This is a genomic window from Ramlibacter sp. MAHUQ-53 (assembly GCF_052600055.1).
On record NZ_JBQWTS010000012.1, the window covers coordinates 50,773 to 73,661 of the forward strand.

Annotated in this window: 22 protein-coding genes; 6 read left to right on the forward strand and 16 right to left on the reverse strand. The window is 71.7% G+C overall.

The genetic code is table 11. From position 1 onward, the window contains the following. The first annotated feature begins 99 nt into the window (after positions 1–99). Positions 100–948 carry a 3-hydroxybutyryl-CoA dehydrogenase gene (locus ACT80S_RS16850; RefSeq protein WP_377417957.1) on the forward strand — a complete coding sequence of 283 codons (849 nt, stop codon included), beginning with the start codon at positions 100–102 and terminating at the stop codon, positions 946–948. Between the two features lie 25 nt (positions 949–973). Here the strand turns inward: ACT80S_RS16850 and ACT80S_RS16855 are convergent, their stop codons facing one another. The 9 genes from ACT80S_RS16855 to ACT80S_RS16895 all read right to left on the reverse strand — a co-directional run bounded on the left by ACT80S_RS16855 (position 974) and on the right by ACT80S_RS16895 (position 10,221). Next, positions 974–2,257 carry a malonyl-CoA decarboxylase domain-containing protein gene (locus ACT80S_RS16855; protein WP_377417958.1) on the reverse strand — a complete coding sequence of 428 codons (1,284 nt, stop codon included), beginning with the start codon at positions 2,255–2,257 and terminating at the stop codon, positions 974–976. A 34-nt stretch (positions 2,258–2,291) separates the two neighbouring features. Further along, on the reverse strand, positions 2,292–3,842 hold the full coding sequence (locus ACT80S_RS16860) for a malonate--CoA ligase (protein WP_377417960.1): 1,551 nt from the start codon (positions 3,840–3,842) through the stop codon (positions 2,292–2,294). Between the two features lie 16 nt (positions 3,843–3,858). Further along, positions 3,859–4,836 carry a Bug family tripartite tricarboxylate transporter substrate binding protein gene (locus tag ACT80S_RS16865; protein ID WP_377417962.1) on the reverse strand — a complete coding sequence of 326 codons (978 nt, stop codon included), beginning with the start codon at positions 4,834–4,836 and terminating at the stop codon, positions 3,859–3,861. Between the two features lie 223 nt (positions 4,837–5,059). Beyond that, a complete protein-coding gene (gene waaF, locus ACT80S_RS16870; RefSeq protein WP_377417964.1) occupies positions 5,060–6,058 on the reverse strand; it encodes a lipopolysaccharide heptosyltransferase II in 999 nt (332 codons plus the stop codon). Between the two features lie 6 nt (positions 6,059–6,064). Then, the gene (locus ACT80S_RS16875; RefSeq protein WP_377417966.1) at positions 6,065–6,289 is read right to left on the reverse strand and encodes a zinc-finger domain-containing protein; all 225 of its coding nucleotides are present in this window, start codon (positions 6,287–6,289) and stop codon (positions 6,065–6,067) included. Between the two features lie 11 nt (positions 6,290–6,300). Beyond that, positions 6,301–7,236, reverse strand: coding sequence for a branched-chain amino acid transaminase (locus tag ACT80S_RS16880; RefSeq protein WP_377417968.1), 936 nt, complete (start codon positions 7,234–7,236; stop codon positions 6,301–6,303). Positions 7,237–7,280: 44 nt separating this feature from the next. Next, positions 7,281–7,703 (reverse strand): glycerate kinase, encoded by a 423-nt coding sequence (locus ACT80S_RS16885; protein WP_377417970.1) that lies wholly within the window; start codon positions 7,701–7,703, stop codon positions 7,281–7,283. A gap of 19 nt (positions 7,704–7,722) precedes the next feature. Continuing rightward, positions 7,723–9,102 (reverse strand): DNA repair protein RadA, encoded by a 1,380-nt coding sequence (gene radA, locus ACT80S_RS16890; protein ID WP_377417972.1) that lies wholly within the window; start codon positions 9,100–9,102, stop codon positions 7,723–7,725. Positions 9,103–9,171: 69 nt separating this feature from the next. Beyond that, positions 9,172–10,221 carry an NAD(P)H-dependent flavin oxidoreductase gene (locus ACT80S_RS16895; RefSeq protein ID WP_377417974.1) on the reverse strand — a complete coding sequence of 350 codons (1,050 nt, stop codon included), beginning with the start codon at positions 10,219–10,221 and terminating at the stop codon, positions 9,172–9,174. Positions 10,222–10,389: 168 nt separating this feature from the next. Between ACT80S_RS16895 and ilvD the strand changes: the two genes are divergently transcribed. From ilvD to ACT80S_RS16915, 4 genes are all read left to right on the forward strand, one after another. Further along, positions 10,390–12,105 (forward strand): dihydroxy-acid dehydratase, encoded by a 1,716-nt coding sequence (ilvD, locus tag ACT80S_RS16900; protein WP_377417976.1) that lies wholly within the window; start codon positions 10,390–10,392, stop codon positions 12,103–12,105. Between the two features lie 56 nt (positions 12,106–12,161). Next, a complete protein-coding gene (locus tag ACT80S_RS16905; RefSeq protein ID WP_377417978.1) occupies positions 12,162–13,175 on the forward strand; it encodes a Bug family tripartite tricarboxylate transporter substrate binding protein in 1,014 nt (337 codons plus the stop codon). A 112-nt stretch (positions 13,176–13,287) separates the two neighbouring features. Further along, positions 13,288–14,262, forward strand: a complete 975-nt coding sequence (locus tag ACT80S_RS16910; protein ID WP_377417980.1) for a 2-dehydropantoate 2-reductase — start codon at positions 13,288–13,290, stop codon at positions 14,260–14,262. Further along, entirely contained in the window at positions 14,263–15,177 is a 915-nt protein-coding gene (locus ACT80S_RS16915) for a DMT family transporter (protein ID WP_377417982.1), read from the forward strand. It abuts the gene before it with no gap. Between the two features lie 49 nt (positions 15,178–15,226). On the opposite strand, the gene ACT80S_RS16920 is transcribed toward ACT80S_RS16915, so the two are convergent. From ACT80S_RS16920 to ACT80S_RS16940, 5 genes are all read right to left on the reverse strand, one after another. Continuing rightward, a complete protein-coding gene (locus tag ACT80S_RS16920; RefSeq protein ID WP_377417984.1) occupies positions 15,227–16,066 on the reverse strand; it encodes a fumarylacetoacetate hydrolase family protein in 840 nt (279 codons plus the stop codon). Position 16,067: 1 nt separating this feature from the next. Continuing rightward, a complete protein-coding gene (locus ACT80S_RS16925) occupies positions 16,068–16,532 on the reverse strand; it encodes a nuclear transport factor 2 family protein (protein ID WP_377417986.1) in 465 nt (154 codons plus the stop codon). 7 nt (positions 16,533–16,539) lie between these two features. Beyond that, positions 16,540–17,115 carry a VOC family protein gene (locus ACT80S_RS16930; RefSeq protein WP_377417988.1) on the reverse strand — a complete coding sequence of 192 codons (576 nt, stop codon included), beginning with the start codon at positions 17,113–17,115 and terminating at the stop codon, positions 16,540–16,542. A gap of 20 nt (positions 17,116–17,135) precedes the next feature. Then, positions 17,136–18,140: a Bug family tripartite tricarboxylate transporter substrate binding protein gene (locus ACT80S_RS16935; RefSeq protein ID WP_377417990.1), complete on the reverse strand. Its 1,005-nt coding sequence runs from the start codon at positions 18,138–18,140 to the stop codon at positions 17,136–17,138. Between the two features lie 87 nt (positions 18,141–18,227). Continuing rightward, the gene (locus ACT80S_RS16940) at positions 18,228–19,889 is read right to left on the reverse strand and encodes an FAD-dependent monooxygenase (RefSeq protein WP_377417992.1); all 1,662 of its coding nucleotides are present in this window, start codon (positions 19,887–19,889) and stop codon (positions 18,228–18,230) included. Between the two features lie 144 nt (positions 19,890–20,033). Here ACT80S_RS16940 and ACT80S_RS16945 point away from each other — a divergent pair, with 144 nt between their 5' ends. Beyond that, positions 20,034–21,032, forward strand: a complete 999-nt coding sequence (locus tag ACT80S_RS16945; protein WP_377417994.1) for a LysR family transcriptional regulator — start codon at positions 20,034–20,036, stop codon at positions 21,030–21,032. 141 nt (positions 21,033–21,173) lie between these two features. Here the strand turns inward: ACT80S_RS16945 and ACT80S_RS16950 are convergent, their stop codons facing one another. Together ACT80S_RS16950 and alr are read right to left on the reverse strand one after the other, a co-directional pair. Further along, a complete protein-coding gene (locus tag ACT80S_RS16950) occupies positions 21,174–21,698 on the reverse strand; it encodes a zeta toxin family protein (RefSeq protein WP_377417996.1) in 525 nt (174 codons plus the stop codon). Between the two features lie 18 nt (positions 21,699–21,716). After that, complete coding sequence (gene alr / locus ACT80S_RS16955) at positions 21,717–22,814, reverse strand: alanine racemase (RefSeq protein ID WP_377417998.1); 1,098 nt, start codon at positions 22,812–22,814, stop codon at positions 21,717–21,719. Between the last annotated feature and the right edge of the window lie 75 nt (positions 22,815–22,889).

Below are 22,889 nucleotides of genomic sequence, written 5' to 3' on the forward strand. Positions count from 1 at the left end.
CGGCAAGGATCGCCGGGCAGAATGGGGGAATGCTGGCGGCCCGCGGGCCGGCCGGCAGCCCTCCCTTTTTTCCAACCCGCTCTCACGCTCTTTCTGACCATGAAGATCCAACGCATTGGCGTCATCGGCGCCGGAACCATGGGCAACGGCATCGCGCAGGTGTGCGCGCTGTCGGGCCTCGAAGTGACCCTGATCGACGTCTCGAAGGAGGCGCTGGACCGCGGCATGGCCACCATGTCCAACAGCCTGGACCGCCTGGTCAAGAAGGACAAGCTCACCGCCGCCGACAAGGACGCCGCCCTGGCCCGCGTACGCCCCACCGTGGCCTACGAGGACCTGCGCGACGTGCAGCTGGTGATCGAGGCCGCCACCGAGAACATCGCGCTGAAGCTGCGCATCCTCCAGCAGATCGAGGGCGTGGTCGGCGCCGACGCGGTGATCGCGAGCAACACCTCGTCGATCTCCATCACCCAGCTGGCCGCGGTGCTCAGGGCGCCGCAGCGTTGCGTGGGCATGCACTTCTTCAACCCGGTGCCGATGATGCAGCTGCTGGAGGTGATCCGCGGCCTGCAGACCGACGATGCGACGCACGCGCTGGCGGTGGCCTTCGCCGAGGCGGTGGGCAAGACGCCCATCACCGTGAAGAACAGCCCGGGCTTCGTGGTGAACCGCATCCTGTGCCCGATGCTGAACGAGGCCATCGTGGTGCTGCAGGAAGGCCTGGCCACGCCGGAGGAGATCGACGCCGGCATGAAGCTCGGGTGCAACCACCCGATCGGCCCGCTGGCGCTGGCCGACCTGGTCGGCCTGGACACGCTGCTGGCGGTGATGCAGGTGTTCCACGAGGGCTTCGGCGACCCGAAGTACCGCCCCGCCCCGCTGCTCAAGGAAATGGTCGACGCCGGCCGCCTGGGGCGCAAGAGCGGGCGCGGGTTCTACCAGTACTGAGCCACCGGCCCGGCCGTCATGGGGGTCAGGTGAGGCGCTGCATGGCCTTCGAGCGGGTGATCACCCCCCGCGTGAAGGCCTCGTGCTGCTCCTCGACCTTGTCGAGTTCGTAGAGGTAGTTGACCATGATGCCGGCCGACTGCTGCAGCCCCTTGCGGGAGAGGTCGGCGGCCCAGTTGATCTGGTGCAGGGTGGCGCCGTTGGCCAGGTGGAACTTGGCCACCGCGTCGCCGCCGCGCGTGGGGGTGTGCAGCGCCAGGTAGGCGGCGCACAGGTGCATCAGCGCGCGCTGCTCGCCCTCCCCGGCTTCATGGGGATGCCAGCCGGCCTTGAGCCGCTCGGCCCACTTGCGTTCGCGCAGGCCCAGGGACTGCAGGGCCTCGTCGAGCTTGCGGCGGCGGCCGCCGGCGGCGGCTTCCTCGGGCAGCGGCGCGCCCGCGTCCAGCCAGGCGGTGAAGCCGGGGATCGGCGAGAGCGTGGAATACAGCTTGAGGGACGGGATCTCCTCCAGCAGCTTCTGCGCCACCCGCTTGATCAGGAAGTTGCCCAGCGAGACGCCCTTGAGCCCCGGCTGGCAGTTGCTGATCGAATAGAAGATCGCCGCCTTGAAGGTCTTGCGCTCGCCCACCGGCGTCTTCTTGTCGATCAGCACGCCCACGCCGGTGGCCAGCGCCGGCACCAGGGCCACCTCCACGAAGATCAGCGGCTCGCCGGGCAGCTGCGGGTGGAAGAAGGCGAAGCAGCGGCGGTCCGGCTGCAGGCGGCGGCGCAGGTCGTCCCAGCCGTCGATGGCATGCACCGACTCGTGCTGGATGATCTTCTCCAGCAGCTGCGCGGGCGAGTTCCACGTGATCTGGTGCAGCTCCAGGAAGCCGGGGTTGAACCACGAGCTCAGGAGGTGGTGCATGTCCGCGTCGATGGCGGCGAAGGCGGGCCGCTCCTTCAGATGCCCGAGCAGCGCGCGCCGCATCCCGATCAGGGCGGCGGTGCCGCGCGGCGCGCGGTTGATCCGCCGCAGCAGCTCCTGCCGGCGCGGCTCGGCCACCGTGCACAGGGCGATCAGGTTCTTCGCGCTCGGGTCGGCGTGGTAGGCCTCGGCCACGGCCTTGACCTGCGCCGGGTCCGGGTTGAACTCGCTGGCCAGGAACTCGAAGAAGGCCAGGCGCTGCGCGGCGTCGAGCCGCTCGTAGTGGTCGATCAGCCGGGCCGCGATGCTCTGGGCATTGGCCTCGCCCAGCGCACTGATCAGGCGCTTGGCGGTCTGCCGGGTGGCGTCGAGCAGGCGGTCGCGGGTGAAGCGTTCGAACATCGCGGTCTCCGGCGGGTCGCGGGCCCGGGGGGCCTCAGAACAGGCCCTTGTACTGGTCGCGCAGCAGGTTCTTCTGCACCTTGCCCATGGTGTTGCGGGGCAGCTCGCCCACCACGAAGCAGCGCTTGGGAATCTTGAAGTTGGCCAGGCGGGACTTGAGGCTGGCGATCACCGCCTCCGGCGCCACGCGGGCCCCCGGCTTGGGAATGACCACCGCCACGCCGACCTCGCCGAAGTCCGGGTGCGGCACGCCCACCAGGGCGCTCTCGGCGACGCCGGGGATCTCGTTGATGTAGCCCTCGATCTCGGCGGGGTAGACGTTGTAGCCGCCGCTGATGATCAGGTCCTTGCTGCGCCCGACGATGCGCACGTAGCCGCGCTCGTCGACCAGGCCCACGTCGCCGGTCTTGAAGAAGCCGTCCTCGGTGAATTCCTCCTTCGTCTTCTCGGGCATGCGCCAGTAGCCGATGAAGACGTTGGGGCCCTTGACCTGGATGCCGCCGATCTCGCCAGTGGGCAGGTCGCGGCCGTCGTCGCCGCGCACGCGCAGCTGCACGCCCGGCAGGGGGAAGCCCACGGTGCCGCCTCGGCGCTCGGCCTGCCCGCCATGGCGCGGGTCCGCCGCGTAGGGGTTGGAGGTGAGCATCACCGTCTCGCTCATGCCGTAGCGCTCGAGGATGAAGTGGCCGGTGCGCTCGCGCCATTCGTTGAAGGTCTCGGGCAGCAGCGGCGCCGAGCCGGCGACGAACAGGCGCATGTTCGCGCAGGCCTGCTTCGTGAGGCCGGGCTCGGCGAGCAGGCGCACGTAGAGCGTGGGCACGCCCATGAAGACGGTGGCGCGCGGCAGCCAGGCCACCACCTGCTTCGGGTCGAACTTCGACATCCACAGCATCTTGCTGCCGCTGATGAGGGCGCCGTGGATGGCGACGAACAGGCCGTGCACGTGGAAGATGGGCAGCGCGTGGATCAACACGTCGCGGCCCTCGGCCGGCGTGCGCCAGCCCCAGTAGTCCTTCAGCGTGAGCGCGTTCGACAGCATGTTGCCGTGCGTGAGCATGGCGCCCTTGCTGCGGCCGGTGGTGCCGCTGGTGTAGAGGATGGCGGCGAGGTCGCCGGCCGCGCGCACGGCGGGCATGTGGTCGTCGGCGTGGCCCGCCGCGGCCTCCAGCAGGCTGCCGGTGCGGTCGTCGCCCAGCGTGAATACATGGGGCGTGCCGGCGGCGCGGGCGATCGGCTCGACCCAGGCCAGGTTGCCCGGGCTGCACACCACCACGGCGGGCTCGGCGTTGCCGATGAAGTACTCGATCTCGGCGCTCTGGTAGGCCGTGTTCAGCGGCAGGAACACATGGCCGGCGCGCAGCGTGGCCAGGTACAGCATCAGCGCCTCGACCGACTTGTCCACCTGCACCGCGATGCGGCTGCTGGCCGGCAAGGCGAGCGAGTCCAGCAGGTTGGCGATGCGGGCCGAGGCCTGGTCGAGGTCGCGCCAGCTGTAGGCGAGGCCCTGCTCGGTCTCGACCGCGATGGCCGACAGGTCGGCGGGGAAGGCGGCGCGAAGGGCGGTGAAGAGGTTGGAGTCCGTCATGGGGAAGGCTGGGGGGTCAGTCGAGCTTGGCGCCGGAGGCCTTCACGACCTGGCTCCACTTCTTCAGTTCGGCCTTGATGAAGGTGTCGAACTGCGGGCCGGCGAGGTTGGGGAAGTCGGCGCCCTGGGTGGCCCACACGGCCTTGGCCTCGTCCGTCAGGCAGGCCTTGCGGACTTCCTCGACGGCGCGCGCCTGCAGGTCGGCCGGGGTGCCCCGGGGCGCCCACAGGCCGTACCAGGTGGCGACCTGGTAGTCGGGCAGGCCCAGCTCGGCGGAGCAGGGCACGTCCGGGAAGGCGGCGCTGCGCTTGGTGCCGGAGACCATGAGCGCCTTCACCCGGCCCGCCTTGATGTGCGCGGCCGAGGAGCCGAGGCCGTCGAACATCATGTCCACGTTGCCGGCGATCAGGTCCTGCAGGGCGGGACCCGCGCCGCGGTAGGGGATGTGCGTGATGAAGGTCTTGGTCTGCAGCTTGAACAGCTCGCCGGCCAGGTGGTGCGAGGTCCCGCCGCCGGCCGAGCCGTAGTTCAGGCGGGCGGGGTTGCGGCGCACCAGGTCGATGAAGGCCTTGTAGTCGGGCACGTCGACCTTGCGCGGGTTGACCACCAGCACCTGCGGCACGCTGGCCACCAGGACCAGGGGCACCAGGTCGCGCTCCAGGTCGTAGTCCAGGCGCGGGTACATGAAGGGGGCGATGGTGTGGTGCACCGCGCCCATGAACAGGGTGTAGCCGTCGGGCGCGGCCTTCGCGGCCACGCCGGCGCCCAGGGTGCCGCCGGCGCCGCCGCGGTTGTCCACGATCAGCTGCTTGCCGGTGAGGCGCGAGAACTGCGCCGACAGCGGACGGGCGAAGGCATCGGTGCCGCCGCCGGCGGGGAACGGGACGATGAGCGTGACGGGCTTGGAGGGCCAGGCCGAGGCCTGGGCGAAGGCGCGGCCCGCCAGGGCGGTGGCGGCCAGGGCGAGCAGGCTGCGGCGGGGAAGTCGGGGCATGGAAATCTCCTCGGGTCGCGCTCGACACGGCGCGGATACGGTTGAGTCAATACCGCTTTGTATCGAGATTGGCGCCGCCCGCCCACGGGTGATTCCCTGGGCAGCCCGGGCCCGGACTCAGCAGAAGACCAGGGCGAGGTAGGCCGGGTCTTCCAGCAAGTTCAGCAGCACGTACTCGCTGGCGCGGTGCAGCCAGTACAGCCAGCCCTCGGGCAGCGGGGACTCAGGCATCGGCGGCCAGCGCCTGCACCACCCGCTCGGGTGCGATGTCCACCAGGCAGCGGTGGTGGCCCAGCGGGCACTCGCGCTCGAAACAGGGCGCGCAGTCGAGCGGCGGCTGGTAGGCCGCGTCCTGCTTGAGCCAGAGGACACGGGCGCGGTCGTTCAGCGGCGGCGTGTGCAGCGGGCTGGACGACCCGAACAGCGCCACCTGGTCGATGCCGAAGGCGGCAGCCACATGCATCAGCCCCGAGTCGTTGCTCACCATGGCGCGGGCGCCGGCGATGAGGGCGAAGGCCTCCATCAGCGAGGTCTTGCCGGCGAGGTTGAGGCAGCGGCCGGCCGGGGCCGCCTGCGCGATCTCGTCGCACAGGGCCGACTCCTTGCCGGAGCCGAGCAGCACCACCGGCGCATCGAGCAGGGTGGCGAGCCGGGCGTAGTGGGCGGCGGGCCAGCGCTTGGAGCCGCCGAACTCGGCGCCCGGGGAGAAGGTGTAGTAGCCGCGCGGCGCCAGGCCCTGGGCCTGCGCCGCCCGCGCGGCCTCGTCCCCGGCCAGCGACAGCTGCGGCCGGTCGGCCTCGATGCCGGCCTCGCCGGCGAGCGCCGAGTAGAAGGCCACCATGGGCGGCTTGCCCTTGGGGTTCTTCAGGCGGTGCGTGAGCAGGCCCACGCGCGCCTCGCCCAGGTAGCCGACCCGGCGCGGGATGCTGGCCAGGAACGGCAGCAGCGCGCTCTTGAGGGAGTTGGGCAGCACGTAGGCGCAGTCGAAGCGCCCCGCGAGCTCCTGCGCGATGCGGCGGCGCGCCTTGAACTGCAGGCCGCCGTGCTGGAAGGGGAATTCGATGACCTCGGCCACCTGCGGCATGGCGCGGTAGACGGGCGCCACCCAGGGCAGCGCGCCCACCGTGAGGCGCTCGCCGCGCGCCGCGAGGCGGCGCATCAGCGGCTCGGTCATGACCGCGTCGCCGATCCATTGCGGCGCAATGACCAGCGAGCGGGTCATGCGGGGTCAGTGGCCCGCGTGGAAGTGCTCGCCGTCCTTGAGCTTGTAGACGGTGCCGCAGTAGGCGCAGCGGGCCTCGCCGGTATGCGCCACGTCCAGGAACACGCGCGGGTGCGTGTTCCACAGCTTCATGCCGGCCACGGGGCTGGGGCAGAACACGCCGCCGTTGCCATTGAGGTCCTTGGCGAGGAGCTCGACGACGGCTTCCTTCTTGGGAGCGGGGGCAGTCATCGCGCGCGTCCTCAGACCTTGGTGAGCCAGTGGGCGTACTTGGGGTTGCGGCCGTTGACGATGTCGAAGAAGGCCGCCTGGATCTTCTCGGTGACCGGGCCACGCGAGCCGATGCCGATCGGCAGGCGATCGAGTTCGCGGATCGGGGTGACTTCCGCGGCGGTGCCGGTGAAGAAGGCCTCGTCGGCGATGTAGACCTCGTCGCGGGTGATGCGCTTCTGGATCACCTCGATGCCGAGGTCAGCGCAGATGTGCATGATCGTGTTGCGGGTGATGCCGTTGAGGGCGCCGGCGGACAGGTCGGGCGTGTAGACCTTGCCGTCCTTGACCACGAAGATGTTCTCGCCCGCGCCTTCGCTCACGAAGCCCGAGGTGTCCAGCAGCAGGGCCTCGTCGTAGCCGTCGTCCAGGGCTTCCATGTTGGCCAGGATGGAGTTCGAGTAGTTCGACACCGCCTTGGCCTGGGTCATCGTGATGTTCACGTGGTGGCGGCTGTAGCTGGAGGTCTTCACGCGGATGCCGCGCTTCATGCCCTCCTCGCCCAGGTAGGCGCCCCAGGCCCAGGCCGCGACCATCAGGTGGATCTTGTTGCCCTTGGGGCTGACGCCCAGCTTCTGCGAGCCGATCCAGACCAGGGGACGCAGGTAGCCGCTTTCCAGCTTGTTGGCGCGGACCACTTCCTTCTGCGCCTCGTTCACCTGCTCCTTGGTGAACGGGATCGTCATGCGCAGGATCTTGGCGCTGTTGAACAGTCGGTCGGTGTGCTCCTGCAGGCGGAAGATGGCGGGGCCATTGACCGTGTTGTAGGCGCGAACACCCTCGAAGGCGCCGCAGCCGTAGTGCAGGGTGTGGGTGAGGACGTGGATCTTGGCGTCGCGCCAGTCGACCAGTTCACCATCCATCCAGATCTTGCCGTCGCGGTCGGCCATGCTCGGAACAACGCTCATCTCTCGTCCTCGTGGGGTGTCAGGGGAAAACCAAAGAAACGATTTTAGTCCGCCGCTGGGCCGGCCCCTGTTTCCTCGGCGACGGGGCGCCAGAGCGTCCAGCGCACCAGCCGGCCCCCGCGGAATTCGCAGGTGACATGGGAGCCGCCCGGGTCCGTCCAGCGGAACACCTCGGGCTGCTCGTCGCGCGGCGACAGCTGCTCGCCCAGGCTGCGCGTGACGGCGATGACCTTCATCAGCGGCCAGCCGGTCTTGATCTTCACGTTCATCATCACCGCGCTGCCCACATAGCCCACCGGGCGGTCGGCGGCCTTCTTCAGGATATGCATCAGGCGGGTGAAGTGCAGGAGCACCCACATCACCAGGCCGCCGCCGGCGATGGCCAGGCCGGGCAGGCCGAAGGAGTTCCAGGCGGTGTAGAGGAGTGCTGCGGCCCCCAGGGGGACCATGATTCGTTGCCAGTTCATCGGACCGGATTGTCCGCGATCAGGCCAGCCCCCGGACGACCTCCATGGCCTCCTCGATGCGCTCCACCGGGTGGATGGCCAGGCCCTCCAGCTCGCGGGAGCCCTTCTTGGGCGCATTGGCCTTGGGCACCACGGCCACCGAGAACCCGAGCTTGGCCGCCTCGCGCAGGCGCTCCTGCCCGCGCGGCGCCGGCCGCACCTCGCCGGCCAGGCCGACCTCGCCGAAGGCGATGAAGCCCTTGGGCAGGGCGCGCCCGCGCAGCGAGGAGGTGATGGCCAGCATCACCGCCAGGTCGGCGGCCGGCTCGGAGATGCGCACGCCGCCCACCGCGTTGACGAAGACGTCCTGGTCGTAGCAGGCCACGCCGGCATGCCGGTGCAGCACCGCCAGCAGCATGGCCAGGCGGTCCCGCTCCAGGCCCACCGACAGCCGCCGCGGGCTGGGCCCGCCGGTGTCCACCAGCGCCTGGATCTCCACCAGCATCGGGCGCGTGCCCTCCAGCGTCACCAGCACGCAGCTGCCGGGAACCGGCTCGGTGTGCTGCGACAGGAAGATGGCGCTGGGGTTGGCCACGCCCTTGAGGCCCTTCTCGGTCATGGCGAAGACGCCGATCTCGTTGACCGCACCGAAGCGGTTCTTGATGGCGCGCACCAGGCGGAAGCTGGAGTGCGTGTCGCCCTCGAAGTACAGCACCGTGTCGACCATGTGCTCCAGCACGCGCGGGCCGGCCAGCGCGCCCTCCTTGGTCACGTGGCCCACCAGGACCACGGTGGTGCCGCTGGCCTTGGCCGCGCGCGTGAGGTGGGCGGCGCACTCGCGCACCTGGGCCACCGAGCCGGGGGCGGAGGTGAGCTGGTCGGAGTAGACGGTCTGGATGGAGTCGATGACGGCCACCGCGGGCCGGGCGGACTGCAGGGTGCCGAGGATCTTCTCCAGCTGGATCTCGGCCTGCACCTTCACCTGCGGGCTCTCCAGCCCCAGCCGCCGAGAGCGCAGGGCCACCTGGGCGCCGGACTCCTCGCCGGTCACGTACAGCGTGGGCACGCCGGCGCGCTCCAGCCCGTCCAGCGCCTGCAGCAGCAGGGTGGACTTGCCGATGCCGGGGTCGCCGCCAATGAGCACCACGCCGCCCTCGACGATGCCGCCCCCCAGCACGCGATCGAGCTCGTCGATGCCGGTGGGGGTGCGGGCGAAGTCGGTGGCCTCGATGTCGGCCAGCACGGTCACGGGCGCGGACTTCGCCAGGCCGGCGAAACGGTTCTTGCCGCCTGCCGCACCGCCCTCGGGCACCGACTCGATCAGGGTGTTCCAGGCTTCGCAATGCGGGCACTTGCCGAGCCAGCGCGGGCTGGTGCCGCCGCATTCGGAGCAGGTGTAGACGGTCTTTTCCTTGGCCATGAGGGCGGGAGCCTACCACCGCCCCCGGCGGCGCCGCGGCCGGCCCCGCGCCGCCGGGCGGGCGGCCGGTCAGCGCCAGCCGCGGGCCAGCTCGCGCACGACCTCGGCCGCCGGCACCGCGCGCGCCGCGGCCGCATGCTGGCCCGCCCACAGCGGCGAGAAATCCCCGCTGCCGGCCTTCTCGGCCCAGGCGCGCAGCGGCGCGATGGCGGCGGTGGCCAGCGGGAACTCGGGCGGCGCCTCGCCCAGCGGCCCCAGCTCGCGCATGACGCGGTTCACCATGCCGCGCGCCGGCCGGCCGGAGAACAGGCGGGTCAGCGCCGTGTGGCGCACCGCCTCGGACTGCAGCGCCGCCCGGTGCACCGGGCCGGTGGTGGCCTCGGGCGTCAGCAGGAAGGCCGTGCCGGCCTGCACGCCCGCCGCGCCCAGGGCGCGGGCGGCGGCCACGCCGGCCGCGTCCATGATCCCGCCGGCAGCGATCACCGGCACGCCGACCGCCGCCACCACCTGCGGCAGGAGCGCGAACGTCCCCATCTGGCGGGTCAGGTCGTGGTCCAGGAAGTGGCCGCGGTGGCCGCCGGCCTCCAGGCCCTGGGCGATCACCGCGTCGGCGCCGTGCTGCACCAGCCAGCGCGCCTCGTCCACCGTGGTGGCCGAGGACCACACCGTGGCGCCCCAGGCCTTCACCCGCGCCAGCATGCGTGGCTCGGGCAGCCCGAAATGGAAGCTCACCACGGGCGGGCGGAACCGCTCCAGCACCGCGAGCGCGGCCTCGTCGAAGGGGCGGCGGCCGGGGCCGGCGGGGATGCCGGCGGGGTCGATGCCGGCCTCGGCGTAGTACGGCGCCAGCGCCTGGCGCCAGCGGGCCTCGCGCGCCTCGTCGGGCACGGGCGGCTGGTGGCAGAAGAAGTTGACGTTGTACGGGCGGCCGGCAGCGGCCACCCGCTCGATGTCCTGCGCCAGCGCCTCGGGCGTGAGCATGGCCGCGGGCAGCGCGCCGAGCCCGCCGGCCTCGCCGACGGCCAGCGCCAGCGCGGCGCCCTGCGAGCCCGCCATGGGCGCCTGGAGGATGGGAAGCGGCAGGCCGCGCAGGCCCGGCAGGGAGAGGAGGTCGGCCATGCGCGGATTCTGGCGCACCGGCCGAAGGCTCGGGCGGCCAGGCGGGCGCGGCGCATCCGGCGCCGCGGGTGCGGCCGGGGCGTTGGCCGACGCCCACAGTCAGGGACTTTCCCTGTGGCGGCGCAGCAAAACCCGCTGTCTACTACGCGACTGCCTTTTTTCCGTTCCATGAGCCAGGACCCTCCCCGCAAGTTCCGATCCGCCACCGTCCACCAGGGCCTGCTGCGCGCCAGCGCGCGCAGCTTCCTGCACGCGCTGGGCCAGGACGACGACGACATCGCCCGCCCCCACATCGGCGTCTTCCACACCGGCGGCGAGATGAGCCCCTGCAACGCCAACCTGCGGGACCAGGCGCAGCACGCCAAGACCGGCATCTACGCCGCCGGCGGCATGCCGCACGAGTGCCCGGTGATGTCCGTCTCCGACGGCCTGACGATGGCGCACTCGGGCATGCGCTTCTCGCTGATCTCGCGCGAGCTGATCGCCGACAGCGTGGAGGCCTCCACCCGCGGCCACCAGTGGGACGGCATCTTCGCCATCGGCGCCTGCGACAAGAACCTGCCGGGCCTGATGATGGGGATCGTGCGCTGCAACGTGCCCGGCGTCTTCGTGCACGGCGGCGCCGCCCTCCCCGGCCGCCACCGCGGCCAGGACGTGAACCCGGTCCACCCCTACGAGACCATCGGCCAGGTCATCGCCGGCCAGGCCACGCAGGCCGACCTCGACGCCGTCACCCACGCCTGCCTGCCCACCGCCGGCGCCTGCGCCGGCCAGTTCACCGCCAACACCATGGGCATGGTCTCCGAGGCCCTGGGCCTGGCGCCCCTGGGCTCCTCGATGGTGCCCGCCGTCTTCAGCGAGCGCGCACCGATGCTGCGGCGCGCCGCCCGCACCCTGATGCGTGCGGTGATGGGCGAGGCCCCGCTGCCGCGCGACATCGTCACCCGCAAGGCCCTGGAGAACGCCTGCGCCATCGTCTCGGCCACCGGCGGCTCGACCAACTCGGCGCTGCACATCCCCGCCATCGCGCACGAGGCGGGCATCCGCTTCCACCTCGACGACGTGGCCGAGGTCTTCGCGCGCACGCCCCTGATCGGCGACCTCAGCCCCGGCGGGCGCTTCCATGCCCGCGACGTGCACGAGATCGGCGGCGCGCAGGTCCTGCTGCGCGAGCTGCTGCGCGGCGGCTACCTGCATGGCGACACGCTCACCCTCACCGGCCGCACCCTGGCCGAGGAACTCGAGGGCGCGAACCCGCCCGACGGCGAAGTGGTGCGCGCCCTGGAGAACGCGCGCTCCCGCGACGGCGGCCTCACCGTCCTCAAGGGCAACCTCTGCCCCGACGGCGCGCTGCTCAAGACCGCGGGCCTGGCCACCCTGGCGCACCGCGGCCCGGCCCGCGTGTTCGAGTGCGAGGAAGAGGCCCAGGCCGCGGTGCAGGCCCGCAATTACCAGGCCGGCGATGTCATCGTGATCCGCAACGAGGGCCCGCGCGGCAGCCCCGGCATGCGCGAGATGCTCGGCATCACCGCGCTGCTCTATGGCCAGGGCATGGGCGACAAGGTCGCCCTGCTCACGGACGGCCGCTTCTCCGGCGCCACCCGCGGCCTGTGCATCGGCTACGCCGGGCCCGAGGCGGCCGACGGCGGCCCGATCGCGGCGCTGCGCGACGGCGACCTGGTCGAGATCGATGCGCGCCCCGGTGCGCGCAGCATCCGCGTGGACCTCACGCCCGAGCAGATCGCCGCCCGCCTCGCCGAGCGCACGCCGCGCCCGGCGCCGCGCGGCGGGCTGCTCGAGAAATACGCCGCCACCGTGCGCCCCGGCCACCAGGGCGCGGTGACGCATTCCGGCGGCGTGACCTGGCTGCGCGACGAGTCCTGAACCCTGTCCCAGAGACACCCGAGATACCCCGCCATCAACCCCGAGAGGAGACTCCCATGACCCATGCATCCACCACCCGCCGCCAGCTGCTGCAGGCCGCCGGCGCCTCGGCCTTCCTCGGCGCCATCGGCCAGCAGGCCTGGGCCCAGGCCGCGGGCGCGCCCTTCGAGCTGGCGAAGATCGTCACCGGCTTCGCCGCCGGCGGCACCTCCGACACCACCTGCCGCCGCGTGGCCCAGGCCATGACCGTCGCCGGCGGCTATGCCAAGTCGGTCGTCGTCGAGAACAAGACCGGCGCGGGCGGCCAGATCGCCGTGACCACCGTGAAGGACGCGCGCCCCGACGGCCAGACCATCCTGCAGACGCCGACCTCGATCCTCACGATCTACCCGCACATCTACAAGAAGCTGCCCTATGACCCGCTGGCCGACGTCACCCCGGTGACCCTGGCCTGCGTGTTCGACTTCGGCTTCGCCGTCGGCCCCGCCGTGCCGGCCAGCGTCAGGACCGTGCCCGAGTACCTGGCCTGGGCCAAGGCCAACCCCACCGGCGCCAACTTCGGCTCGCCCGCCGCCGGCTCGACGCCGCACTTCGTGGGCACCCTCCTGGGCAAGAGCGCCAACGTGGACCTCAAGCACGTGGCCTACCGCGGTACGCAGCCCGCCATGCTGGACCTGCTGGCCGGCAACATCGCCGCCGTCTCCGGCCCCATCGGCGACATCACCCAGCACCTGGCCTCGGGCAAGGTCCGCATCCTGGGCACCTCGGGCACCAAGCGCAGCCGCTTCGCCCCGGACGTGCCCACCTTCACCGAGCAGGGCATCCGGGACGCCACGCACAGCGAGTGGTTCGCCTTCTTCCTGCCGGCCAAGGCCCCGGCGGACCTCGTCAACCGCCTGAACGCCGCGATGAAGGCCGCCCTGGCCACCAAGGAGGTGGTGGACGGCATGGCCACCTTCGGCCTGGAGGCCATGTCCTCCACGCCCGCCGAGCTGGTCGACCTCCTCAAGCGCGACACCGCCAAGTGGGCGCCCATCGTGAAGGCCATCGGCTTCACCGCCGAGAGCTGATCGGGCGGACCGAGCCGGTCGCGCCGCGGCGACCGGGAGGCCCGCCCTCCCGGCGCGCACCGGATTTCCCGGCGAGGGCCGCGCGCCCTCGCACCGAGGACACAATCACCCCATGAAAGTCTGCATCTACGGCGCCGGTGCCATCGGCGGATGGATCGGCGCACGCCTGGCCCGGGCCGACTGCGCCGTGAGCGTGGTGGCGCGCGGCGCGACCCTGGAGGCCCTGCGCGCGCAGGGCCTGCGCCTGGCCTCGGGCGGCGAGACCCTCGCCGTGCCGGTGCAGGCCAGCGAGGACCCGGCCGACCTCGGCCCGCAGGACCTGGTGGTGGTGGCCGTGAAGGCCCCCGCCATGGCCGCCGTGGCCCGGCGCATCGCGCCGCTGCTGGGGCCGGACACCCTCGTGCTCACCGCCATGAACGGCGTGCCCTGGTGGTTCTTCGAGGGCTTCGGCGGCGCGCTGGCCGGCGCGCGGCTGGAGTCGGTGGACCCGGGCGGCGAGATCGCCCGCCACATCCCGGCGCGGCACGTGGTCGGCTGCGTGGTGCACGCGAGCTGCTCGCTGCGCGAGCCGGGCTTCGTGCAGCACCACTTCGGCAACGGCCTGATCGTGGGCGAGCCCTCGGGCGAGAAGACCGGCCGCGTGCAGGAACTCGCCGCGCTGCTGCAGCGCGCTGGCTTCGAGGCCACGCTGTCCGAGCAGATCCAGAAGGACGCCTGGTACAAGCTGTGGGGCAACATGACGGTGAACCCCGTCAGCGCCATCACCGGCGCCACCACCGACCGCATCATGGCCGACCCGCTGGTGCGTGACTTCATCTCCCGCGCCATGCTGGAGGCGCGCGAGATCGGCGCGCGCATCGGCATCCCGATCACGCAGGCGCCGGAGGACCGGCACGAGGTGACGAAGAAGCTGGGCGCCTTCAAGACCTCGATGCTGCAGGACGTGGAGGCCGGCCGCCCGGTCGAACTCGACGCCCTGGTCTCGGTGGTGCGCGAGATCGGCCAGCGCACCGGCGTGCCCACGCCCACCATCGACGCGCTGCTGGGCCTGGCGCGCCTGCACGCGCAGGTGCGCGGCCTGTACTGAATGGCGGATCCCGCCCGCGCCCCCCGAGCGTTGGGCGGCGCCGCCTTCGCGACGCTGCTGCTGATCGCGGTGCTGATGGGGGCGAACCACGTCGCCGCGCGCATCGCCTTCAACGCCGGAGCCGACGTGGCCACGGCCGTCGCGCTTCGCAGCAGCGTGACGACCGCCGTCCTGGTGGCGGTGATGGCGCTGCAGGGCGTGCGTCCCCGCTTCAGCACGCGCCACAAGCGCGCCCTGCCCCTCATCGGGCTCCTCATCGGAATTCAGAGCCTGTGCCTGTATTCCTCGGTGGCCCGGCTGCCGGTGGCCCTGGCGCTGCTGGCCTTCAACACCTACCCCATGGCGGCCGCCTTCTGGGCCTGGGCCCTTTACCGCAAGCCGCCCGAGCGGCCGATGCTGGTGGCGATGCCGGTGATCCTGGCGGGCCTGGCGCTGGCGCTGGATGTCTCAGGCGCCGCCTCCGGGCTGGGCGCGGGCGGCCACTGGGCGCGCATCGGCGCCGGCGTGGCCTTCGCGCTCGCGGCGTCCGCGGTGTTCGGCCTGGCGCTGGTGGTGACCCAGCACGCCGCGGGCGACGTGGACGGCCGCGTGCGCACCGCCACCACCATGGCCATGGCCACCCTGGTGGGCCTGGGCATGGTGGCCTCGCAGGGCGGCTTCCACTTCCCGCAGACGCCCGCGGGCTGGGGCGGCCTGGCGGCGCTCACGGTGCTCTATGGCACCGGCATCACGCTGCTGTTCACCGCGCTGCCGCGGCTGGGGGTGGTGGGCAATTCGCCCATCATGAACGTGGAGCCGGTCTGCGCCCTGGTGCTGGCCTGGGTCCTGCTGGACCAGGCCATCGCGCCGATGCAGCTGGCCGGCGCCGCGATCGTGGTGGGCGCGGTGATGGCGCTGGGGATGCGCAGGCGCTGAGGCCCTGGGACGCAGCGGCAGCGCGCGGCGCAGGCCGGGCGCCGCGCGCTCAGACCATCCGCTGGCGCTGCGTGCCCAGCGGGCCCGCGCTGAGGGTCATCACGTCGCCGCGGCGCAGGAACACGGGCTGGGGCTTCATGCCCAGGCCCACGCCCTGCGGCGTGCCGGTGATGACCACGTCCCCCGGCAGCAGCGTCATGAAGGTGCTCAGGTAAGCAATGATCTCGGCCACCGGGAAGATCATGTCGGCGGTGCTGCTTTGCTGGCGCACTTCGCCGTTGACCTTCAGCTCCAGCGGGATGGACTGCGGGTCCGGCAGTTCGTCCGCCGTCACCAGCCAGGGGCCGATGGGGCCGAAGCCGTCGAAGCTCTTGCCCTTGCCCCACTGGCCGCCGCGCTTGATCTGCCAGTCACGCTCGGAGACGTCGTTGGCCAGGCAGTAGCCGGCCACGTGCGACAGCGCGTTCTCGCGCGAGACGCGCTGCGCCCGGGTGCCGATGACGAAGCCCAGCTCGATCTCCCAGTCGCAGGCCTCGGAGCCGGGCGGCAGGGTGATGTCGTCATCGGGGCCGGCCAGCGAGGTGAGCGCCTTGTTGAAGACGACCGGCTCCTTGGGGATCTCCAGGCCCGCCTCGATGGCGTGCTGCCGGTAGTTCAGGCCGATGCAGACGAACTGCCGCGGCGCCGCCACCGGCATGCCCAGTCGCGTGCCGGCGGGCACCAGGGGCATGCGTCGCAGGTCGATGGCGGCCAGGGCCTGCAGCTTCTCGGGGGCCATCCACTCGGGGGTGAAGTCCGGGACCAGCAGGGACAGGTCGCGCGCCTGGCCGTCGGCGTCGAGGGCGCCGGGGCGTTCCTGGCCCGCGGGGCCGTGTCGAAGCAGTTTCATGTCATTCCTTGGAGGTTGCGGTGGAAAGGGGCGCAGGCCGCAGGGCCATGCGGATCACGCGCTCGCGGATCCGCCAGCCCCGCGCCGTGCGAGCGAAGCGGTCGTGGTACTCGACGACGGCGGGAAGCCCCGCCATTGTGGCCACGGCATCGTCCGGCCCCGCACGCGAGCCCTGGAAGAACAGGGCGTAGCTGGCGCCGCGGGCCTCGTCGGCCGACACCGGCTCGACGAGGAAATTGGTGCAGACGTGGCGCGTCTCAACGCCGGCCGGCCGGCCCTCGAGGAACGCGGCCAGCGCGGCACGGCCCGTGGTCACGGCGCCCATGCGGTCGAGGACGCCGTCCTCGGTGAAGAGATCCAGCACCTGCGCGTAGCGGCGGGCGTCGATGTGGTTGGCGAAGGCGACGCCCAGGCGGACGCAGGCGGCTTCGTCGTCCGCGCTGAAGGACGATGCGCGAGCGGACATCGGCGCCTCACGCCATGAGCGAGCCGCGCACCGGGGATACCGGCAGCTGCACGCGGCGGGGCAGGATGTCGGAAGCCGGCACGCCGTCGCGCAGCCGGGCCACCATCTCGTCGGGGTCGAACTCGACGCCGATCGGGTTGGCCTCGAAGTGCGGGCCGTGCATGAAGGCGTTGGCGTCGTCGTTCGTGCCGAAGCAGTCGGCCTGGAACTCCATCTGGTTGCCGTCCGGGTCGGCGTAGTAGAGGGAGATGGTGATGCCGTGGTGGATGCACCAGTACGGCAGGATGCCCTTGGCCTTGAGCTCCAGGTACTTGTCCATCAGCTCCTGCAGGCCGCGGTAGCCATAGGCCACATGGTCCATGCCCGGCTCGCCGCGCGGCGTGCGGGCCTGCGACTCGCCCTTGATGATGCCCATGTTGAGGAGGGCGATGCGGTGGTGTTCCTCGTCGTACGTGACGAAGGCGATCACCGGGCTCTGGTATTGCACCTTGCCGCCGAACACCGTGAAGTACCACTGCAGCATCTGCTCGAAGCGGTAGGTGCGGAAGACGACATGGGCAAAGGTCTTGGGACGGATCGTCATGGTCTGGGTCTCCTGGCGTGTCACTCGACGGAAATCCGGGCGCGCTTGACCGTCTCGGCGAAGCGGGCGCTGTCGGCCTCGGCGGTGCGGGCGATGTCGGCGGGCAGGGCCGACCAGCCCTCGAAGCCGACGGTGGCGAAGCGCTCCTTCACGTCCGCCTCGCCCTGGGCCGCGACCACGCTGGCGTGGATGCGGTCCACCACCGCCTTGGGCATGCCGCGCGGGCCGTACAGCGCCACCCAGGACTTGAGCTCGAAGCTGCCCATGCCGGCCGTCTCGCTGACGGTGGGCACGTCGGTGAATCCGGCCAGGCGCCTCGGGCCGGCGTAGGCCAGCAGGCGGACCTTCTTCGCGCGGTACAGGCCGCCCACGGTGGCGGCGGAGCCGAAGGCCCAGTCCACCTCGCCGGCGGCGACCGCGGTGTACAGCTGCGGGATTTCCTTGAACGGGATGTGGCGCATCTGGGTAGCCGTGGTGTTTTCGACCATGGCCGAGCCCACGTGGGCGACGCTGCCGATGCCCCAGCTGCCATAGGTGACCTGATTGGGCGTGGCCTTGGCGGCGGCGACCAGGTCGGCGAAGGTCTTGTAGGGGGAGTTGGCGCCGACCACCACGAAAAAGTTGGCGGTGTACAGCGGGGCCACCGGCTCGAAGTCCTTCACCGGGTCGAAGGGCATCTGCTTGTACAGGTGCGGCTGCAGGGCCACGGTGGCCACGTCGACCAGCAGCAGGTTGTAGCCGTCGGGGGCGGTGCGCTTGACCTCGCCGACGGACAGCCAGCCGTTGGCGCCGGGCTTGTTGTCCACGGTGAACTGCTGCCCCCAGGCGCGGGAGACCTTCTCGCCGACATGGCGCACCACCGCGTCGGGGCCGCTGCCCGCCGAGAACGGCAGGACGACGCGGACCGCCTTGGCGGGGAAGGCCGGCGCGGTCTGCGCGGTCTGCGCCTGCAGGCCGGGGGCGGCGAGGAAGGCCAGGCCCAGGGCGGTGGCACCCAGGACGCGGCGGCGTTGGAACGGCTTCATGGTGTTGTCTCCTTCGTTGTTGTCGGTCGTGGTCACTGTCACTGTCACTGTCGCTGTCGTCGTCGTCATTGCAGCCCGGGAGCGGCCTCAGGGTCGCCCCCGGGCCGGGGCCGCGGGGATGAAGGGGTTGCCCTGCCCCGCGACCTGCTCGAACACGGCCACCGAGGCATGGGGCCAGGCATCGCCGCGCCAGGCCACGTGCTGGTCCGGCCGCACCAGCGTGAAGCGGGTCGGGTACAGCGCGGGGAAGGCGGGCTCGTTCGGCTGGAGCACCACCAGCGGGACGCCGGCGCGGCGGGCCTGCAGGCGCGCCTCCTCGATGGCGGCCGAGGGCGCGTCCTTGTGCGCCAGCAGGGTGAAGCCCGGGCCGAAGTGGTCGTACAGCGAGCTGCCGTCATGCAGCCACGCGTGCGGCGCGAGCGAGCCGGGCCGCGAGGTCGGCACGTAGTTGACGAAGTCGTGCCCGGGCGCCGGCGTGCCGTCGGGCACGATCACCGGCGAGTGCTCGTAGCGGTAGCCGAGCATCACGCCCAGCGTGGTGAACTCGCGCATCTTGGCCTCCTGGATGCGCGCGCCCACGGACCGGCGCAGCGCGGCGCCCTCGGGCGTGGCGTCGTCCAGGCCGTCCTTCCACAGCTGGTTGCCCAGCATGGCGTGGTTGGCGACGGCCTCGTCCAGCACCATCTCGTGCACCGGCCGGCGCTCCTGCTCGTAGCTGTCCAGGAGCTGCGCGCCGCCCCAGCCCTGGAGCACGGCGGCGAGCTTCCAGCCCAGGTCCACGCCGTCGCACACGCCCATGTTCATGCCGTAGCCGCCGAAGGGCGGGTGCAGGTGGCAGGCGTCGCCGGCGAGGAAGACGCGGCGGTCGCGGTAGGCGGTGCCGAGGAAGCGGCTGGCGACCCATTCGTCCGTGGAGAGCACCTCGTAGGGCCGGTCGATGCCGGTGGCCTGGCGGATCAGGGCCGGGGCGTCGGCGGGGTCGAGCTTCCAGCCCTCCTTGACGCCGGTGGGCATGAAGAACCAGGTGTCGCCGCGGTCCATGGGGCCGACCAGGCTGGGCGCGTCGCCATTGACCTGCCAGTACATGATGGCCGGGCCGTGGGCATGGGCCTGCGCCAGGCCGGGGGCGCGGAACACCACGTTGTAGTTGCGGGACAGGCCGTAGGTGCCCTCCAGCCGTGCGCCGATGGCCTCGCGCACGGTGCTGCGCGCGCCGTCGGCGCCCACCAGGAACGCGGCCTGGACCGCCTGCTCGGTGCCGGCGCGCAGGTCGCGCACCACGGCGCGCACGCCCTGCGCGTCCTGGGTGAACGACAGCAGCTCGGTATTGAACCGCAGCTCCACGCCGGGCAGGGACTGCGCGTGCGCCCGCATCACCTCCTCGACGGTGTACTGCGGCACCCACTGCGAGTGCTCGGAGTACAGGGGGTTGCGCCCGGGGCCGCAGTACAGCGCGTTCTCGAAGCGCGTGAGCAGGTGGCCGGCCAGGCGGGTGCAGAACACCACGTTCGAGGGGTAGTCCACGCCCAGGGGCGAGGCGGCCTTGAGGGTGTCGGCGATGCCCCAGCGGCGGAAATGCTCGCGGGTGCGCACGTTGGTGGTCTTGGCGCGCGGGGCATAGCCGACGCGGTCGTTGCGCTCGACCACCAGGCAGGGCACCCCCCGGTGCCCCAGCTCGATCGCCAGCGCCAGCCCCACCGGCCCGCCGCCCACGATCAGGACGCGGGGCGTGGCCTTGTCGTTGTTCACGGTGTCGTCTCCTGCGTTTCTCGTTGCGGCCCGGGCAGCGCCTGGCCCCGGGAATGGTTCGGGATAGTAGGGAGGCGCACGTGATGCTGGAAGATGCAAAATTCAGGAGGGTGATGCATTTGCCTGATCACCCAAGCCACCGCCATGAAGATCAATGCCATCCGGGATTTCCTGGCCGTCGCCGAGCGCGGCGGGCTGCGCGCCGCGGCGCGGCAGCTGAATGCCTCGCAGCCGGCGATCAGCCGCAGCATCCAGGAGCTCGAGCGCGAGCTGGGGGTGGTGCTGTTCGAGCGCAGCCAGGCGGGGATCAAGCTGACGCCGATGGGGCAGGTGTTCCTGCGCCGCGCCGCGGCCATGCGCAACGAGATGCGCCTGGCGCAGGAGGAGCTGGACCAGCTGCGCGGCGAGACGCACGGGCACCTGACGGTGGCCCTGTCCAGCGTGCCGCACATCGCGCTGCTGCCCGGGGCGCTGCGGCCGTTCCGCCTGCGCTACCCGAACGTGCAGGTGGACATCATCGACGCGGTCTACCCCACGATCGAGCAGGACCTGAAGGAAAGCCGCATCGACTGCTACATCGGGCCCGCGCCCGACGCGGTCTCGCCCGACCTGGCCAAGGAGACGCTGTTCGAGAACACGCGCCTGATCGTCGGCCGCCGCGGCCACCCGCTGGCGCAGGCCCGCTCGCTGCGGGAGCTGGCGAACGCCGAGTGGATCACGACCTCGATCACCCACGTGGCCGAGGAGGAGCTGGGCCCGCTGTTCGCCGCCAACGGCCTGCCGCCGCCGCGGCTGGTGATGCAGGGCCACTCGGCCCTCACCTTCCTGGTGGCCCTGGTCAACTCCGACCTGCTGATGATGCTGCCCGCGCAGTGGACGCAGTCACCGCTGCTGAAGGACCATGTGCAGCCGATCCACGTGCGCGAGCCCCTGCCCGCGCCCCCGGTCAGCCTGGTGCGGCGCGGCGGCCTGCCGCTGACGCCGGCCGCCGAGTACTTCTGCGACATGATGCGGCGGGAGATCGGGCACATGGGCGCAGGCGCCGCATCGCCCGGCGACACCGCTAGCGCCGCCGATAGCCCGCCGCCGGTTCATGCAGGCTCTGCGCCGGGGCGTCGGCCGACGGGTCGATCCGCTCGATGATCCCGTCACGGCTCACGACGAGGGCCGTGCCCGTGCGCAATGCGAGCTCACGCGCGGCGTAGGCGGCGCGGCGCAGGGCAGCGGGTGACAGCCGCAGGTCCTCGTCACGGGCCGACTCGATCGGAAGGAGATTCGTACGCTTCATGGTTTCTCGCCCCAGTCGATGAGGACCGGCTCAATCCCCGAATTGTCGTAGCGGGCCCAGGCGTCCACAAGCGGCGCATAGGCCGCGCGAAAATTGCGCAGTCCCGCGGCAAAGCGACGACGGATCACGGCCGGCGCGACGTCGTGGCCGCCCTGCCGGACCCGTTGCGCGACGCGCTCGATGGCCTCCTGCGGACTGTCAAGGCCCAGGAAGATCAGCTTCACGCGGTAGCCCGCGGCCTGCCATCGGGGGATCTGCCGCAGGTAGCCCCGGCCAGCCAGCGTGGTCTCGAATGCAAAGCTGGAGCGTTGGGTGAAATGCCGTTCGAGCTCGAGGAGCATCAGCCGTGCGGCCTGGACGGCGACGGCCTCCGGCGCAAAGGGCGACAGGCCAGCGGCGATCAGGTCTGCGTTGACGAAAACGGGGCAGCCGGCCTCATGCGGAAGGAATTCACGCGCGAAAGTCGTCTTCCCTGCGCCATTGGGTCCGGCAATGATGATGACGCGCAGCGGGTCGACCATCACCGGCTCCGCGCGTGCTCAGTCCGCCACCTTCGCCACTCGCGCCACCGCCACCGCGCACATCAGCTCGTACCCCACCGTGCCCGCGGCCCGGGCCACCTCATCGATCGGCAGCACCGTGCCGCGCGTGGCGCGGCCCCACAGCGTGACCTCGCTGCCGAAGCCGGCGTCGGGCACCGGCGTGAGGTCCACCGCGACCATGTCCATGCTCACGCGGCCCAGCGTGCGGGTGCGCACGCCGTCGACCAGCACCGGCGTGCCGGTGCCGCAGTGGCGCGGGTAGCCATCGGCATAGCCCACCGCCGCCACGCCCACGCGCATCGGCCCCTCGGCGACGAAGGACGAGCCGTAGCCCACGCTGTCGCCCGCCTGCAGGCGCTGCACGCCGATCAGGCGGGTGGACAGGGTCAGGGTGGGCGCGAGGCCCCAGTGTGCGATGTCGTGGTCGGGGAAGTCGGGCGAGCTGCCGTACAGCGCGATGCCCGGGCGCACCCAGTCGGCGCGCACCGCCGGGTCCTCGCCGAAGCGCAGGGCCGCGGCGCTGTTGGCCAGGCTGCGCTCGCCCGGCAGGTCGCGCGTGGCCTCGGTGAAGGCCTGCATCTGGTGGGCGATGCCGCGGGCGGTGTCGGCATCGCTGAAGTGCGTCATCAGCGAGATCTCGTCCACCTGCGGCAGCGCGTTCAGCCGCGCCCAGGCGGTGCGCAGCGCCTGCGGCGCGAAGCCCAGGCGGTTCATGCCCGAGTTCATCTTGAGGAAGACGCGGTGCGGCACATGCGTCTTGTGCACCGCCAGCATGTCGATCTGCTCCTCGCAGTGCACCGCATGCCACAGCCCCAGGCGCGAGCACAGCTCCAGGTCGCGCGTCTCGAACACGCCCTCGAGCAGCAGCACCGGGCCGCGCCAGCCGAGCGCGCGCACGCGCTGCGCCTCGGCCAGGTCCAGCAGCGCGAAGCCGTCGGCCCCACGCAATCCTTCGTATGCACGCTCGATGCCGTGGCCGTACGCATCGGCCTTGACCACGGCCCAGACACGCGCATCCGGTGCGGCCTGCCGCACGCGCGCAAGGTTGTGGCGCAGGGCCTCGGTGTGGATGGTGGCCTGGATGGGACGGGGCATGGGACGGTGGCAACGCTGGCTTTCGCGGGGATTGTGGCACCACCCTGCGTGATATAACCCAGCGTCAATTTTGGA